The organism is Massilia violaceinigra (assembly GCF_002752675.1).
In the GTDB taxonomy this organism is placed as follows: domain Bacteria; phylum Pseudomonadota; class Gammaproteobacteria; order Burkholderiales; family Burkholderiaceae_D; genus Telluria_A; species Telluria_A violaceinigra.
The window spans coordinates 5,292,917-5,307,583 of record NZ_CP024608.1 but is presented as its reverse complement, the minus strand read 5'-3'; the positions used below and the strand labels follow the sequence as shown (position 1 = coordinate 5,307,583).

Sequence of the window (14,667 nt, the reverse complement as noted above, 5' to 3'; positions counted from 1 at the left end):
ATAAGTGCTTTACCTACGTGACTCGTCATTTTCCTACACGAAAGGCCCTTACCATGACAACCCACCTGCATAGCGACCTGGACTCCCTGCTCCATAAATTGTCCAGTGATGACGTATTTCGCGCGCGCCTGCTGGGCGACCCGGTGGCGGCCCTCGGCAGCCTCGGCATTGCGCTCGACGCCGGCCAGATTCCGTCCGAGCGCTGCCTGCCGGCCAAGGATGCGATCGCCCTTGACCGGATGGCCTTCATGTCGAAGCTGGACAGTGCTGCTGGGGCGATTCCGTTCTTCTTGTCCGGCACCGCCTGATCCGGGGTCTTCACACCTCTTTTTATTCTTCTAAACGTAACTCCAGCGTGGTCTGCCCCGCGGCTGCGACACCGCAGCCGCATACAGCGACCACCGCGTCAGACAGGGGATCGAGCCCGAACGCGCGCTCGATCACCATCTCATTGATGGCCGCCGTCACGAAGCCCGGCATGCCCGCTTCAGTGGCCAGTAAATAAAACGTTTGCGACAGGTGACCGGCGTCGAGCATCAGGGCGCGGTACGCCTTGGCGTGATTGCGGTACTTCCAGAAATTGCGCGCCACCCGTGCCGCCATCACCACCATGACCGGGGCATCGACGAACCAGTGCTGGTCGGCGACGAACTGGCGAGCCAGCTCGCTGGCGGCGGCCGCATCGAGCATCGTCAGCGGTTCGAGCACGTGGTGGACCGCATGATAGTGGTACAGCCCGGGCGCCACGCCCGGCACGCGCTGCACCAGCACGTAGGCTTCGGTCGGATGCAGGCCGCCGGCGGAGGGACTGGTTTTTTTGAAGACCAGCGCTTCCTGCGCCACCATGCGCTCGGCCTGGGCGCCGAAGGTACGCTGCAGCACGCGCGCCAGCACGTCCAGCGGCAGCACGGCGTCGGGATCGTAATTGCGGCCGGTGTAGCGCTGCATCAACTGGGCGTCGAGCGGGCCGCTGGCGGGCGGGGGAAGCTTGATCGCCGCCTCCGGATCGCCACGGCCGATGGCAGGCGGCGGCGGCGCGCCGTAGGACTGCACCAGTTCCTCGAAGCTGGGAAAGTGCATGCCCTTGTCGACCTGCATGCCGTCCCAGCGGCTGAACATGTGGGCGGCGGCTGAGAGCGGGCGCCAGTGCTGGTCGCGCAGCAAGGCGTCGCGTTCGCGGGCCGGGTTGTCGCTTGCGCCGTCGTCAAGCAGGAGGCCGAGCGCGAGCAGGCTGTCGACCATGGCGGCGCCGAGCTGGCGCTCGGCGTCCAGGCGTTCGGTCCAGGCGGTCTGGCCGACGGCGCCCAGGGCGGCCACCTGGGCGGCGTCGATGGTCGTTTCGCGGTCCAGGTGCGGTGCCAGCGCCACCCAGCGCAGCGAGGCGCTGAGCGCCCCGGCACCGGAAAACAAAGCGGCCCAATCGATGCCCAGGTCTTCGCGCGGTTCGATGAACAGCACTGCGCAACGCCGTATCTTCATAAGGTCCGCCCTTTCGAGGCCAGGCGCTGCCCGGCTGGATGAGTGCTGGTATGAAGCAATATCATAGCCTGTGCAGACCTTGCACGCATCTGATTTACGGGCAATTCAGGGTATGTCGGTTCCTGATCGTTTAGCACCTTGATCGTCCATCCCGGGCAGTGAGCACAGCGGTGATGGAGCGCACGGAAGCAGAATAGTGGATTGAACAAACGTGTGTAACAGTTGCTAGCACAATGCTTGCCGTGGTCGTTTTAACCCTGAGGTACCATGAGCCCGACAAATCAGGGGAAACGCTATGAATCATCTCGCAAAAATGTTGGTCCCACTGTCATTTCTGACCCTTTCCAGCGCCGTCTCGGCGGACGACTGGAAGGACGAAAGCGGCAAAGGAAAACGTCGGCATCACGAGCGCCGTGAGTTCAAGGAAGAATTTTGGGACGGCGACTGCAAGGTGGAGCGCAAGATGAAGAAGAATGGCGACTACAAGGAAAAACGTAAGTGCAAACCCGCACGGCACTCATCGCATCGGGATGAGCGGACGGTGGCACCAGTGCGGGTAGAACGCGTGTTCTACCCTGCCGAGAGCATGCCGGTGCCTGTCCGATCGTCTGACCGCCGTCAGCCAGCCATTTCGGTCGACGTGACGAATCGTCCCTGACGGGCTTCGCGGTGTGCACGCCGCAGAGCTTTTCGCCTGTGCCGCAACCCCGGTGCGAATGGATCAGATCGCAATTCATACATCAAAGCCATGCAGCGGCGCCGGAGAGCGCCTTTCCCCCGGTAGGTAATGCTCGAGCTGCCGCTTGCGTATTTTGTAGGTTTCCCTCATCAGGAAACGCTTACCAAAGACTGATTCCGCGCGCCTTTCTGCCGCGACATCGAATGCCAGCAGGTTATTGCTGAGGAACGGCCGAAGCCTACCGGTGAAAAAGGGAGGCCGGCGACGAATGGGTACCTGATCCCCCGCTCATGAATCCTCTTTTTCGGCACGCCCCCCGCTGTTTCCTCATGCCTCTGCAACTACGGCTTTTGACAATGGAACTTACTCAATTTACACACCCAGGGAAGCCAGCCACTTATGAAAAGGACGCGTCTTTCATCATGAGTCAAGCTCAAGTCATCGGTGCCAAGAACCCTAACTAATTGAATGCGAACCCCCTCCCGCACGTTTCTACCAGAACGACGAAAGATTGCCGAATCAAGCGACCCAACGACCTCATCCACTCTGCCAAATTTAAACCCATAAGCCGTATAAAAATTTACAGCCCCCACCAAAATGAAAACAATGGCAATAGTCAAGCAAAGTGGCAAACTCGAAGAATAATGTTGACTAGTTTTCGTTAACGATAGAGCTATAGATGCAGCATAAAACGACATCGCCAGACTTCCTAGCCCCATCAGAAAATATACGAATGAACGCGTTGTATCGGTCATCATCTGCATCCACACTCTGTTTTGCGCATTTGTTCAGGCTGCCCGCCCTGTGATTACCCCATACTCCACGCGTCTAGATACCAGCCTCTCTTAACTAACTTGTTTTATCATTTGACTGGCTTGTTTGGGTTTCGGATTTGAATGTGCAGATTTCTGTTGTCAGCAAAAAAACAGCACTTTCTCATGCCGGTCCGTTAGCATCGCTACTATGCTTCTTTGTTGCCTTTGGCCCGCCGCTCTGCCCACCTCATCAACAACAGTCCAGCACCACCAGTTATGGTGCCAGCGCCAAAGCAAATACCAATAACCACAGGGGCCCATGATGAGTATTGGTCGTCCTTTGCACCTAACCAAACAGGCATCCAGTAGATAGCATATGAGACGCAGAATGACACCGCCACGACGATCAACATTTTAGTTGCTGGACCTTTCAGATAGCGACATAGAAATGCAGTTGCCGATGAGAAAAATATTGTCAAGATTATCGATATATACATTATTTCCTCCATATAAACTGCATCATCACAGGCTCATTTCTATTTTTTATATTCGCACGCCATTGGGCAGGAGGCGGCGTTATCACCAGGAGGACGAATGCCGTCTCTTTGCATTGCGCGCACAACAACAGCCGACATCATTTCACTTGTCATTGATGCCGAAACCGCTAAATTTCCATCGCAAGATTGAAAGCACGCAGACCTTTTCGAAGCATCGCAAGGGTTGTCCTTTCGACATTGATAGTAGCAGATATCATGTGTTTTACACGCTGTGTCTAATGGAGTGGTGGTGGATTTGTACAGAGCATTATTCGCAGGGGAGTACTGTTCTTTTCTCCCACCAGTCCAGTCAGGACCACACCAATTCCCATGCACCTTTGCAAGCCCTAAGGGATCTATTGAACCAAGCGGATCACTATCTACATATGGGCACCTCGAAAAACCCTCGTGAATCTGGCATGATATCGGTGCCTCGACTCTGACGTAATTTTTCATGATCAAGACCAGTCTGTTTGCTGACCAAGAGCGCGAAGCCAAGCTGAACAAGCTCGGCGATGCACTGGTGGTGATGGAGCGGCATGTCGACTTCGCCGCCCTGGCTGCCGAGGTCGACCTTGCGGCACCACGCCCTAGCCGCGAGCGCGGCGGCCGTCCGCCTTTCCCCACCGAATTGATGGTGCGCGTACTGTTGATCCAACAGCTGTTCAACTTGAGCGATGAGCAGATGGAATTCCAGCTGCTCGATCGCTTGAGCTTCCAGCGCTTTGCCGGCTTGCGCGCGAGTAGTCAGGTCCCGGATCGGACGACGATCTGGACTTTCAAGGAGCGCTTGATCCAGGCCGGCGCCAGCGAGAGCGTATTCGATGCGGTCAATCGCCAACTGTCCCAGCACGGCTACATTGCGCGCGGCGGGCAGATGATCGACGCGAGCATTGTGCAGGCGCCGAAACAGTCGCTGAACAAGGAAGAGAAAACCCTGGTCATGCAAGGCGCGATACCGGCCGGCTGGAAGCCGGCCAAGCGGCGTCAGAAGGATACGCAAGCGCGCTGGACGAAGAAACACGGCAAGTCCTACTTCGGCTATAAGGTCTCGGTCAACGCCGACAAACGCTACAAGCTGGTGCGCAAGATCAAGGTCAGCACGGCCAGCGAACATGACACCACGCATTTCGAGGAGGTGCTCGATCCCTCCAACACGAATCGCAACATCCTGGCCGACAAGGGGTACGTCGACGGCGAGCGCGAAGCGCGGTTGAACAAGCAGGGCTGGCGCATGCACATCCAGCGCAAAGGTAGCAAGGACAAGCCGATTTCCGATGCCCAGCAGCGCCGCAACCATCGCATCGCCAAGACACGCGCACGCGTCGAACACGTGTTCGCGGGCATGGCCCAGATGGGCGGCAAGGCGTTGCGCTCCATTGGCCTGGCGCGCGCCACGCTGCACCTGAACTGGAAGGTCGCTGCCTACAACTTGCAGCGCCTCGTCTACTTGAAGGAGGCAGGTATCGAGGCGTTCTAACGCCCGAGGTCCGTTCGGGCCGCCGAATTTGAGCAACGTAGCCTGAAAAACAGGTCGGGAAACAACGTCGCTCGCGCAATGCGGGCCACATTCAAACGCCCCGTTCGCAGGCAACCGCGAAATCACGGGTTATTCGAGGTGCCCATATGCATACGTATTGATTCCGCCGATCAACCCGATCGGATCGCTTTCAATGTACCTCCCCGTTTGGGGATCGTAGTGTCGATAGTAGTTGTAATAGAGGCCAGTCTCGCGATCATAATACTGCCCCGGAAAACGCAGATTGTAAGTAAATTTACTTTGAGAATTTGGGTTTTCATCAGGCGCATCGTCCCCGAACGGATTTGAGCTATCCCAGCGCCACACCATCTGGTTGGTGCTGGCGCGCGTGATTACTCGCGGTGTTCCTAGATGGTCTGCATAGATATAGTATGCATTCTCGCCAGTGACCGCCGGGCGCGGTTTGATTACAACGATCGGTATATTTTCAAGATATATCGTTTCCTGCATCGGCGTGCCAGCGCTGTCGTACTCCCCAAGAATGCGGCCAGACTCGTCGTACACCAAGTAACTCGTTGCCCCTGTTGAATCCGCCTTTGTAGTCCGTTGTCCAAGTCCGTTGTAGCGATATTGAGCTGCAGCACCGCCGCCTGACGCGCTGCTGAGACGCCCGTTGTTGCCGTAGGTGTAGCGTATCGTATCGTCGCTGATGAGGTTGCCCGTGGCGTCGTACGTATTGCGTTTTGCCGGCAACGGCCCGGAAGTGGCAGTCAATCGATTGCTGCCGGGATCTATCGTGTTGAGGTAGCTATTGGCTCCCAGAATAACTTTGGTCCGGTTACCGTTCGCGTCGTACTCGAAGCGTTGGCTGGCGATGGCGCTGGTGAAGCTGATCAGGCGATCACGTCCATCATAGCTGTAACGTTGATCCAATCTCCCTGACGCGGCGCTACCGACATGCGTGCTGGCCACGATCCGCCCGGCGAGATCGTAGCTGAGCGTGCGCATCGATCCGCCGACTTTGAGGTGGCCAAGCGGATAGCTGACAAGACGATTTTCAAGATCGAACTGGCGCTCGTATTTGTTAGGACTGCCCACGCTGTGATTGCCCCATAACCACGAGCGCGCTGAGCCGAACGCCTGGTACGCCACGTCGCTCAGAATCGTCGTGGGCGCGGCGCCGGGGCGCATCAAACTCAGCGCGGACGGTCTGCCATTGCTGTCGTAAGTGATGTCGATGCGATTGCCGCTGGGGTAGGTCATCGAGGTGACGTGTCCAACGGCACGCCCTTCACTGCCATAGGTGTAAGCAGTCACGAAGCGCCTGGACGCCCGGCCGCTCGTCTGCTCCTTCCTCACGAGCCTCCCCATGCCATCGTAGGCATACACCGTTTTCCCAGCCTCATCCGTCATCGCCGTCACCCGGCCCGCTGCGGAACTTCCGGCCACCCCATATTCGAACGTGCTAGTACCGATGCCGGTCACGCGGCCCGCCGCGTCGTAACGATAGGCGGTCTTGCGTCCAGCCGCGTCGACACGCGATATCAGCTTACCCGCGCCATCGAACTGCATGGCCGTAGTGCCGGTATCCGGGCTGGTAAGCGCCGTTTGCTGTCCCAGTCCGTTAACAACGTAGCGCGTCCACAAGCGGCGCGGGTCGAGCACGGATGCAAGCTGATCCTGCGGCGTGTACCTGTAGTCGATCATCGCCGGTTTGCCCCTGGCATCGGCCGCAGGCAATGTCTGTCGTATCAGACGGTTGAAGGTGTCGTAAGTTCCCTTGCTGACGCGTGCCAGTTGATCGATGCTCGACGTCAGGTTGCCGGCCGCGTCGTATTCGAAACGCGTGCCTGGATCATTCGCGCTTTGCTGTTCCCGCTGCAGGCGATTTAGCGCATCGATGGCGCGTGTGGTCTGCGCCACCAATTTGCCGCTCGGGTCTTTCACCTCCTGGCGCACGACGTTGCCCATGGCATCGAGCGTGAATTCAATGCTGTTGCCGGCGCGGTCGCGCAAGCCGATCAGGCGGTGCGCATCGTCGTAGGTGTAGCTCAGCGTCGAGCCGTCGGGCGCAGTCATACGGATCAGCTGGCCCGCGACGTCATATTCGTATTGCGTGGTTTCGGCTTGCCCACTCGCTGCGCGGACGGTGCTGGACATCAAGCGCTGGCGTGGCCCGTATTCAAATCCGACCATCTGGCCGTTGGGACGCTGGATTTTGGTCGGCAAGCCATCTTCGCTGTATTCGAGGTAATTGATCACCTCACCAACGCTGTTGCGCACGCTCGCCAGGTCGCCCGGGTGGTGGCTTGCGCTGGTGTCGTGGTAGTAGACCATGCTCGACGATTCGGCCTTGCCATTGGCATCGACCGGGCCGCTGCTCGTCAGCATCTGCCCGGTGCGGTTGTAGGTGTAGCGCCATTCCTGGACAGGGCCGGTTCGGGCCGCCGTGAAACCGAGCCCGCCATTGCTGTCGCTGGTCGCCTCGACGCTCCTGCGGCATACGACGGCGATCGGCTTCCCATTGGGCAGCACGGCGCCGCCAGCGCATTCCACGACCTTGCCAGCGGCATCGCGCTGGCCGTTGTAGATGGTCGTTTCCGTGCGCTCAGGCGAGGCGGTAGTGGTGGCCAGGGGCCAGTCCGGATGCCAGCGCGTACTCGTCTTGCGCACAGTAGCTGGAATCGCGCTGTCGATGCTCGCGGGGCAGGCATCATCCTTGCCCAGCCCGGTCACGCGTGCCAGCTCGGTTCCACGGACGGGGTCGCTGATAAAGCAGGTCTTGTTGCCATTGAAGTCGGTACGGCTCGTCACGTCGCCTGTGGCGCTGTAGGTGGTGGCCTTGGCACTCGCAGCGCAGCCAGCGCCGGCGGGCTGGCTTTCGGCGGTAATTCGGCTCTTGCCGAGGTCGTACCGAATGCCGATGCTACGGCTGCTGCCGAGCGGATCGGTCACGATCCGGCTGGTCCGGCTGGGATAAGAAAATGTGTAGCGCTGCGCACTGCCGGCGTGCTCCGACAGCACGGCCTGGCCGTCGCCGTTGTACGCATACGTGGCAAAGCGCTTGCCATGTTCATCGGTGATTCCGGTGAGCAGGAAGCGATCGTTGGGGTCTTCGTAGTGGTACGCGCGCGATGAAATCTCGGCACCGGCGCGGTCGAGGAAGCGCACTCCAACCAGGCGGTCCATGCCTTTGATGGATCCGTAACCGGGATTGGCGGCCGGCTCATATTCGTAGCGCACGCTGCCGGTGGCATTGGTGATAGACGCGATGAGGCCGCCTTCCCATGTCATCATCAGCGTTCGACCGCTGTCGTCGACAACCGTGCTGAGCTGGTTGTTGGCGTCGTAGGTGTAATGCGTCGTCATGCCGGTGCGCGCATGAACGCTACTGAGCCTGAAATTGTTACCATCACGGAGAAAACGTTCGACCGTGCCGTCCGGCGTTGTCAAAAGGAAGACAGTTTCATCGGGGCCTTGCACTTCCAGGGTCGTGCCTCTGTCGTGGGTTGACTTGTACGGGCCATTGCCCTGCCGCCAGAATTCGAAAAAGGTGCCGTCGCTGAGTGCGCCAATGATTCTCGGCCTGATATCGCCAAGCACTGAACGCGGGGCTACAAAAGCGCGTTCGAAGGAAAACGACCAGCCCATGCCCGCTGATTGCCCGAGTCCGTTTTCGCGCACGCTGCGATAGGTACGGCGGACGCGCAGCAAGTCGTTGCCGCCGCCGCCCAGATCGATTTCATGCTGGATTTTGGCGCCGCTGACAAACTGAACCGGGTTTCCTGCCGCCTCTCCGCATTTCAAGGGCGCAGGAGGTTCCGGCCTTTCTTTGCGACAAACGCCCTGCGCATACGCACGATATCCCGGCTTGCAGTGCAGGACGGCATCCCCGAGCCAGGAAACGGGCCCGGTTTTGGGTAGCCATCTATAGGCGCATTCAAACGCATCCCGGCGCGCTGGCCAAGGCCGCATCGCGACAAGCGGCTCGCGCGCGTGGTGCCACGCCCCTTTCTGACAGGCAGTAACCGGGTCGGGCGCATAATGCTCTGGACTAAGCACTCCGCTGTAATACCACCAGCCAAGCGTCCCCTCTGGCAGGGCATTCTCTGCGCGAGCACTGCCGTGCGCCAAGATGAACAGTATCAGTGCAAAACGTATGAGATGACTAGGTGACGGAAACGGGTTTGCGTTGGGCATGGTTTTCCTGTTCTCTACCGGAGAATACTGGCGAAAATTTCCGCTTGGAAATTCAAGGCTAGCAGCCTTCGAACATCAAACATTGCGACGCAACAATATTCTTCACGGACGGGTTCTTGACCTAGGCGGGTTAGTCACATACTGGCAATCATGGTCCGTCATCAGCTTGTCATTTCCACCACCTAGAATTCCGCGTTTGATACAGGGAGACTCAGCAATGGCAATGAAACGAAATCTGGCAGTCATGTGCGCGACCACCATGGCACTGGCCGCGTGCGGTGGCGACGATCCGGTCGTCCTCAACACCCTCGACGGCAAGGCACCGCTGGTGGTAGCGCACCGCGGCGCCAGCGGCTACCTGCCGGAGGAAACCGTGGAAGGCTACGCCATGGCCATCGAGCAAGGCGCCGATGCCATCGAACCTGACGTGGTGTCGACCAAGGACGGCGTCCTGATCGCCCGCCACGATCCCAACCTGGTCTACAGCACCGACGTCGCCTCGCACCCGGAGTTTGCCAGCCGCAAGCGCAAGATGAACGTCGATGGCCTGGTCGAGGAAGGCTGGTTCGCCGGCGACTTCACCCTGGCCGAGATCAAGACCCTGGGCGGCATCTCCACCGACGCCGAGCGCCCGCAGCAATTCAATGGCCGCTACAAGATCGCGACGATCCAGGAAATCGTCGACATGATCAAGAAAAGCGGCCGCAACATCATCATGTATCCGGAAACCAAGAACCCGACCTTCCACCGCCAGACCGGCTTGCCGCTGGAAGACAAGCTGCTGGCCCTGCTCAGCGCCGCCGGCTGGAACACCAGCACCGCGCCGGTATTCGTGCAATCGTTCGAGCCAGGCAGCCTGAAGTACATGCGCGGCAAGGGCTCGACCGTGCGCATGGTGCAATTGATCGACGCCGACGACGTCGACCTGAAAACCGGCGCCCTCACCTACGCCGCCCCCTACGACCGTCCCTACGACTGGGCGGCGGCGGGCGACAAGCGCCTGTTCAGCGCCATGGTCACGCCGGCCGGCCTGGCCGAGATCAAGACCTACGCCGACGCCATCGGCCCATGGAAGCGCTATATCGTCAGTACCAAAGGCACCACCGGCGCCGACGGCAAGCTGGTCGACGCCAATAACGACGGCAAGCTCAACGAAGCCGATACCACCACCACCGCCCCGACCACCCTGGTGGCCGACGCCCACAAAGCCGGCCTGCTGGTCCATCCCTACACCTTCCGTAACGAAAAACGCCGCCTGCCGCTCGACTACAAGGGCGATCCCAAGCTCGAATACAAGCAGTTCTACGCGCTTGGCGTCGATGGCGTGTTCTCGGACTTCGCCGATACTGCCCTGGCCGCGCGCGCCGATTATTTCCGGGAGATCGGCTACTAGACCCTGACGCCGCCGCTATGGTCTAATGCGCACCGGGAGCGAGCGGCACGTCCGCCGCATCGTCCCGTGCCCTTCAAGGACCCGATGCCCTCTTTTCGATACCTGTTGTCGCCGCTCGCGGCGTGCGTGCTGCTCAGCGGCTGCCTGATGAATAGCACTCGCGCCCTGCCGACCGGGGGGGCGCCCAACTTCTGGCGCGCCGTCGTGGTCTACGGCATCGGCGTGGAGGGTAACCGGGAGGCCCAGGGGCTGTCCGTTCATCTCGAGCAATACAGCCTGGCGGACCAGGCCATCACCGGCGGCTGCCTGTTTTATAACCGGACCGAGGCAAGTATTCTATCGGCGCCGGGGCAGGTGCAGTATGTGGCGTTCGACGTTCCGGCCGGCAGCTACGCCTACGGCCGGATCAATGACGCCCCGCCCGGGAAGGCGACGGCCTTCATCGCTCCGGCGGGACACACCGTCTATCTCGGCGACTTCATTTACAACCGCGAGAAGCGCATGGAACTGCGGCGCGACCTCAAGACGTTCGAACAGGCTCGCAAACAGGCCCTGCCGGACCTCAAGGACGAGATAACGCTTGCCGAGACCCAGACTGTCGCACAGCCAAGACCATTTTTATGCGCTCCCTGAGCCCATAAAAATAGTAGCTTCTTGATAACACTCCGGCGCCGTTAATGATGCTTGAACGAAGCAGCGGTGCCGGACCGCTCCCGCGCCTTTGCGCAACGCGAAAAAGCGTCGCATCCTGTCGTCGATACCAGCCCGTCCCATCCCGCGATCCCAACCCGATTGTTGCGCTGACGCTACCTTTTTTATAACTTTTCCGGCAACAGTTATCTCACCGGATGCAGCTTCGATTAAGATGGTCAGATTTTTACTGTCTGGAAACTTAAATGATCGTCGGCAAACGAAGCTTCCGCCTTAGCGCAATCGCCATGGCATTGGTGGTCTGGCTTCCCTCCGGCGGCGCCAGCGCGGCTGCCCCGGCGCCCGTGGCCCCTGTTGCAGCCGTCGCCCAGCCGGCGTTGACGGGCATGGCGGCCGAACTGCGCACGCTGGCGATCACTGCGGCGGCGGTGACCACGCGCACCCCGCGCCCCTATGACGAACGCGACTGGCTGGCCCGCTTTTACGTGGCGCGCGCCTATGCGCCAGCGTGGCAGGACCGCGGCTATAAACAGGCCGGCGCCGCCATCGCCCTGCTGCAAAATGCATCGCTGCATGGTCTCTCGCCTGCCGAATACAACGCCGACGGGCTGGCGCGCCAGCTGGCCGATCCGGCCTCGCGCACCAGCGCCCGTTTCGACGCCGCCATGACGCAAGCCATGCTGCACTATCTGGCCGACCTGCGCGTCGGGCGCGTGCGTTCCGAGTACCACACCACCCTGCCCGACCCGCGCCTGACCAAGACCGACCCGGTCGACCAGCTGCGCTTGGCATTGCTGAGCCAGCGCCTGGATCAGGCCGTGGCCGCCTCCGAGCCGCGCATCCCTCTCTACCGGCGCGTGATGGCAACCCTGGCGACCTATCGCAAACTGGCCGAGCAGCCATTCACGGCGCTGCCGCCGCTGCCGGAAGGCGTCAAAAAGCTCGATCCGGGCGCGCCATACCCGGGCGCGGCCATCCTGCGAGCGCGCCTGATCCAGCTGGGCGACCTGAGCGCCACCGCCCCGGCCGAGCCGCCCGCCAGCGCCGGCATCTACACAGCCGCCCTGGCCGAAGGCGTCAAGCATTTCCAGTCGCGCCATGCGCTCAATGACGATGGCGTGATCGGGGCCGGCACGCTGTCGGCGCTGAACGTGCCGCTGGCGCGCCGCGTGCGCCAGCTCGAACTGGGCCTGGAGCGCCTGCGCTGGCTGCCCGATTTTCCTGACGGCCGCCTGATCGCCGTCAACCTGCCCTCGTTCCGCCTGTGGGCGCTGGAACTGGGCCCCGGCGCCAAGAACCCGCTGATCGAAATGCGCGTGATCGTCGGCGCGGCCCTCAAGACGCCGACGCCGCTGTTCGTCGGCTCGATGCGGTACGTGGAATTCAATCCGTACTGGAACGTGCCGCGCAGTATAGAAAAAGGCGAGATCATTCCCAAGCTGGCGCGCGATCATGGCTACCTGAGCAAGAATGAGATGGAACTGGTGCCGCTCGGCGGTGGCGCCCCGGTGTCGGTGGTCGATGCGGAGACGCTGGACGGCCTGCGCGCCGGCCAGTACCGGGTGCGCCAGCGCCCCGGTCCGCGCAATGCGCTGGGGGCGGTGAAGTTTGCGATGCCGAACACGGACAATATCTATCTGCACTCGACCTCGGCGCAGAGTTTGTTCAAGCGCGGCCGGCGCGACCTGAGCCACGGTTGCATCCGGGTCGAAAACCCGATCGGCCTGGCCAAGTTCGTGTTCGGCGACCAGCCGCAAATGACCCCGGAGACCATCGAAACGCTGATGAAACCGGCGCCGATGAAAACCGTCAGCCTGAAAAAGCCGATTCCGGTCGTGCTGTTCTACTCCACGGCCGTGACCGACCGCGAAGGGCTGGCCCTGTTTCCGGAAGACGTCTACAAACGCGATCCGGCGCTGGAAAAAGCGTTAAAAGTGCGTAGCGATGCTATTGCGCAGGCGCACTGACAACACGCTTGAGGCGCTGCCCGTGGATGCCCCACAGGCAGTCGTCGCCATCGACGCGGCCGGTTAACACCCAGCCGGTGCCGATTTTCTGCACGCCTACCTCGCCGCCAATCTCGGCGGCGAGTTTTTCGGCCCACATGCTGGCCGAACCTTTTCCCTTGAACAGTTCATTTCCTTCAAAAATTACCGTGGCATCGAACACGGGCATGGCAAATACGGTCGTCATTTTTTCTTGATCACTTCAATTGGTGGAACGGACGCACATCCTACCATTTCGCCTCAGCCCTCGCGACCATCGATGCGGGCACGCCACAGATACGGCGTGTAGACCAGCAAAAACAGCACGAACGACAGGCTCCAGCACACACCCGACGCCAGCAGCGCGCCATTGCGCCACGCAGCGGGAACGAACTGCGCCAGCAAGCGCAGCACGGCGCCGGCCTGGATCAGGAAATACATGACCGGCTCGTAGCGCCCCGCCTTGAGCACCCTGCCCGTGTGGCCAAGCGTGGTGCGGGTCATCATGCCGATAATCAGCCCGGCCATCGACCCGACCGCCAGCGCGTGAAAACCTGCGCTGGCCGTACCGATGCCCAGCGCGGCCAGCGACAGCAAGCCGAATCCCAACGCGATCCAGGCGTAACCCAGGTGCAAAATCCACAGCAGCGGCACATGCAGCGTACGCTGCGGCTGCCAGCCCGCCAGGCGCAGCAGCATGGCGCAGGCGGCCGACATCATCAGCGCGGCCGTGAGCGCACCGGGCAGCGCCAACACCCAGGCGATGCTGGCGCCGGCCGTCAGGCCCAGTGCGATGCGGTCGTAACGCGGGCGCACCACGGGCTTGCTGCCGGGCGCCCCATTGGTGGTGAACATGGGAATGACGCGCCCGCCAATCACCGCTTCGATGATGACGATCACCAGGATTGCCGCATGCACCGGCGTGAGCGGCGACAGTGCGATCCAGGCCAGCGTGGCGGCATGAAACAGCGCATTGGCCACGGTTAGCAAACCGAGCAAAGCGACCAGGAACAGGTTGCGCTTGTTGCCCGACTGTTTCAGCACGCGGTACAGGGGCCAGGCGGCCAGCGGCAGGAACAGCAGGTCGACCACGGCGGCGGCCAGCGGCGGCGCGCACAGCATGGCGCCACGGCCGGCCAGCCACACGCCTGCGAGGGCCGCGAGGTGGGCGCCGTGCGGGGTCGGCAGACTGGTCCAGTTGCGCCCGGCCGTGAACAGGAAACCGATGATGACGGCAATCGCCATGCCGTACACCATTTCGTGCGCATGCCAGCCCAGGCCGCCGTGCGGCCACGTGAGCCAGCCGAGATATTGCGCCAGCCACAAGGGCACCGCCAGCGCCGCGAACGCCGCCGTCAGGATGTAGAAAGGCCGAAAGCCGAGCGCCCACACCGGGTGTTGCGCGCTCCATGGCGCATGGTGGACCGGCGCGGCCGGTTCGTCGATTGTCAGCAGACTCATGTCATCACCCGTTAAAGATACATTCCATATACTACTTTAAGGCGCCGG

The 14,667-nt window shown here is 61.0% G+C and carries 11 protein-coding genes; 6 read left to right on the top strand and 5 right to left on the bottom strand.

From position 1 onward, the window contains the following. Window positions 1-53: 53 nt before the first annotated feature. On the top strand, window positions 54-308 hold the full coding sequence (locus CR152_RS22915) for an NHLP-related RiPP peptide (protein ID WP_099878828.1): 255 nt from the start codon (window positions 54-56) through the stop codon (window positions 306-308). A 22-nt stretch (window positions 309-330) separates the two neighbouring features. On the opposite strand, the gene CR152_RS22910 is transcribed toward CR152_RS22915, so the two are convergent. Then, window positions 331-1,479, bottom strand: a complete 1,149-nt coding sequence (locus CR152_RS22910) for a putative peptide maturation dehydrogenase (protein ID WP_099878826.1) — start codon at window positions 1,477-1,479, stop codon at window positions 331-333. A 295-nt stretch (window positions 1,480-1,774) separates the two neighbouring features. Here CR152_RS22910 and CR152_RS34325 point away from each other — a divergent pair, with 295 nt between their 5' ends. Then, complete coding sequence (locus CR152_RS34325; RefSeq protein ID WP_229413526.1) at window positions 1,775-2,137, top strand: hypothetical protein; 363 nt, start codon at window positions 1,775-1,777, stop codon at window positions 2,135-2,137. Window positions 2,138-2,499: 362 nt separating this feature from the next. Here CR152_RS34325 and CR152_RS33875 read toward each other — a convergent pair whose 3' ends face one another. Continuing rightward, window positions 2,500-2,922 carry a hypothetical protein gene (locus CR152_RS33875; RefSeq protein WP_208640180.1) on the bottom strand — a complete coding sequence of 141 codons (423 nt, stop codon included), beginning with the start codon at window positions 2,920-2,922 and terminating at the stop codon, window positions 2,500-2,502. Between the two features lie 981 nt (window positions 2,923-3,903). Between CR152_RS33875 and CR152_RS22900 the strand changes: the two genes are divergently transcribed. Beyond that, the gene (locus CR152_RS22900; protein ID WP_099875167.1) at window positions 3,904-4,929 is read left to right on the top strand and encodes an IS5 family transposase; all 1,026 of its coding nucleotides are present in this window, start codon (window positions 3,904-3,906) and stop codon (window positions 4,927-4,929) included. A 129-nt stretch (window positions 4,930-5,058) separates the two neighbouring features. On the opposite strand, the gene CR152_RS22895 is transcribed toward CR152_RS22900, so the two are convergent. Then, the gene (locus CR152_RS22895) at window positions 5,059-9,129 is read right to left on the bottom strand and encodes an RHS repeat-associated core domain-containing protein (RefSeq protein ID WP_099878824.1); all 4,071 of its coding nucleotides are present in this window, start codon (window positions 9,127-9,129) and stop codon (window positions 5,059-5,061) included. A 217-nt stretch (window positions 9,130-9,346) separates the two neighbouring features. On the opposite strand from CR152_RS22895, the gene CR152_RS22890 reads away from it, so the two are divergent. From CR152_RS22890 to CR152_RS22880, 3 genes are all read left to right on the top strand, one after another. After that, window positions 9,347-10,522, top strand: coding sequence for a glycerophosphodiester phosphodiesterase (locus tag CR152_RS22890; protein ID WP_099878822.1), 1,176 nt, complete (start codon window positions 9,347-9,349; stop codon window positions 10,520-10,522). Between the two features lie 66 nt (window positions 10,523-10,588). Next, a complete protein-coding gene (locus CR152_RS22885; protein WP_157778674.1) occupies window positions 10,589-11,155 on the top strand; it encodes a hypothetical protein in 567 nt (188 codons plus the stop codon). A 263-nt stretch (window positions 11,156-11,418) separates the two neighbouring features. Next, the gene (locus tag CR152_RS22880) at window positions 11,419-13,140 is read left to right on the top strand and encodes a L,D-transpeptidase family protein (protein WP_099878818.1); all 1,722 of its coding nucleotides are present in this window, start codon (window positions 11,419-11,421) and stop codon (window positions 13,138-13,140) included. Here CR152_RS22880 and CR152_RS22875 read toward each other — a convergent pair. After that, window positions 13,121-13,366, bottom strand: coding sequence for a hypothetical protein (locus CR152_RS22875; RefSeq protein ID WP_099878816.1), 246 nt, complete (start codon window positions 13,364-13,366; stop codon window positions 13,121-13,123). The genes CR152_RS22880 and CR152_RS22875 overlap by 20 nt on opposite strands. Window positions 13,367-13,419: 53 nt before the next feature. Further along, window positions 13,420-14,619 carry an NnrS family protein gene (locus tag CR152_RS22870; protein WP_099878814.1) on the bottom strand — a complete coding sequence of 400 codons (1,200 nt, stop codon included), beginning with the start codon at window positions 14,617-14,619 and terminating at the stop codon, window positions 13,420-13,422. Between the last annotated feature and the right edge of the window lie 48 nt (window positions 14,620-14,667).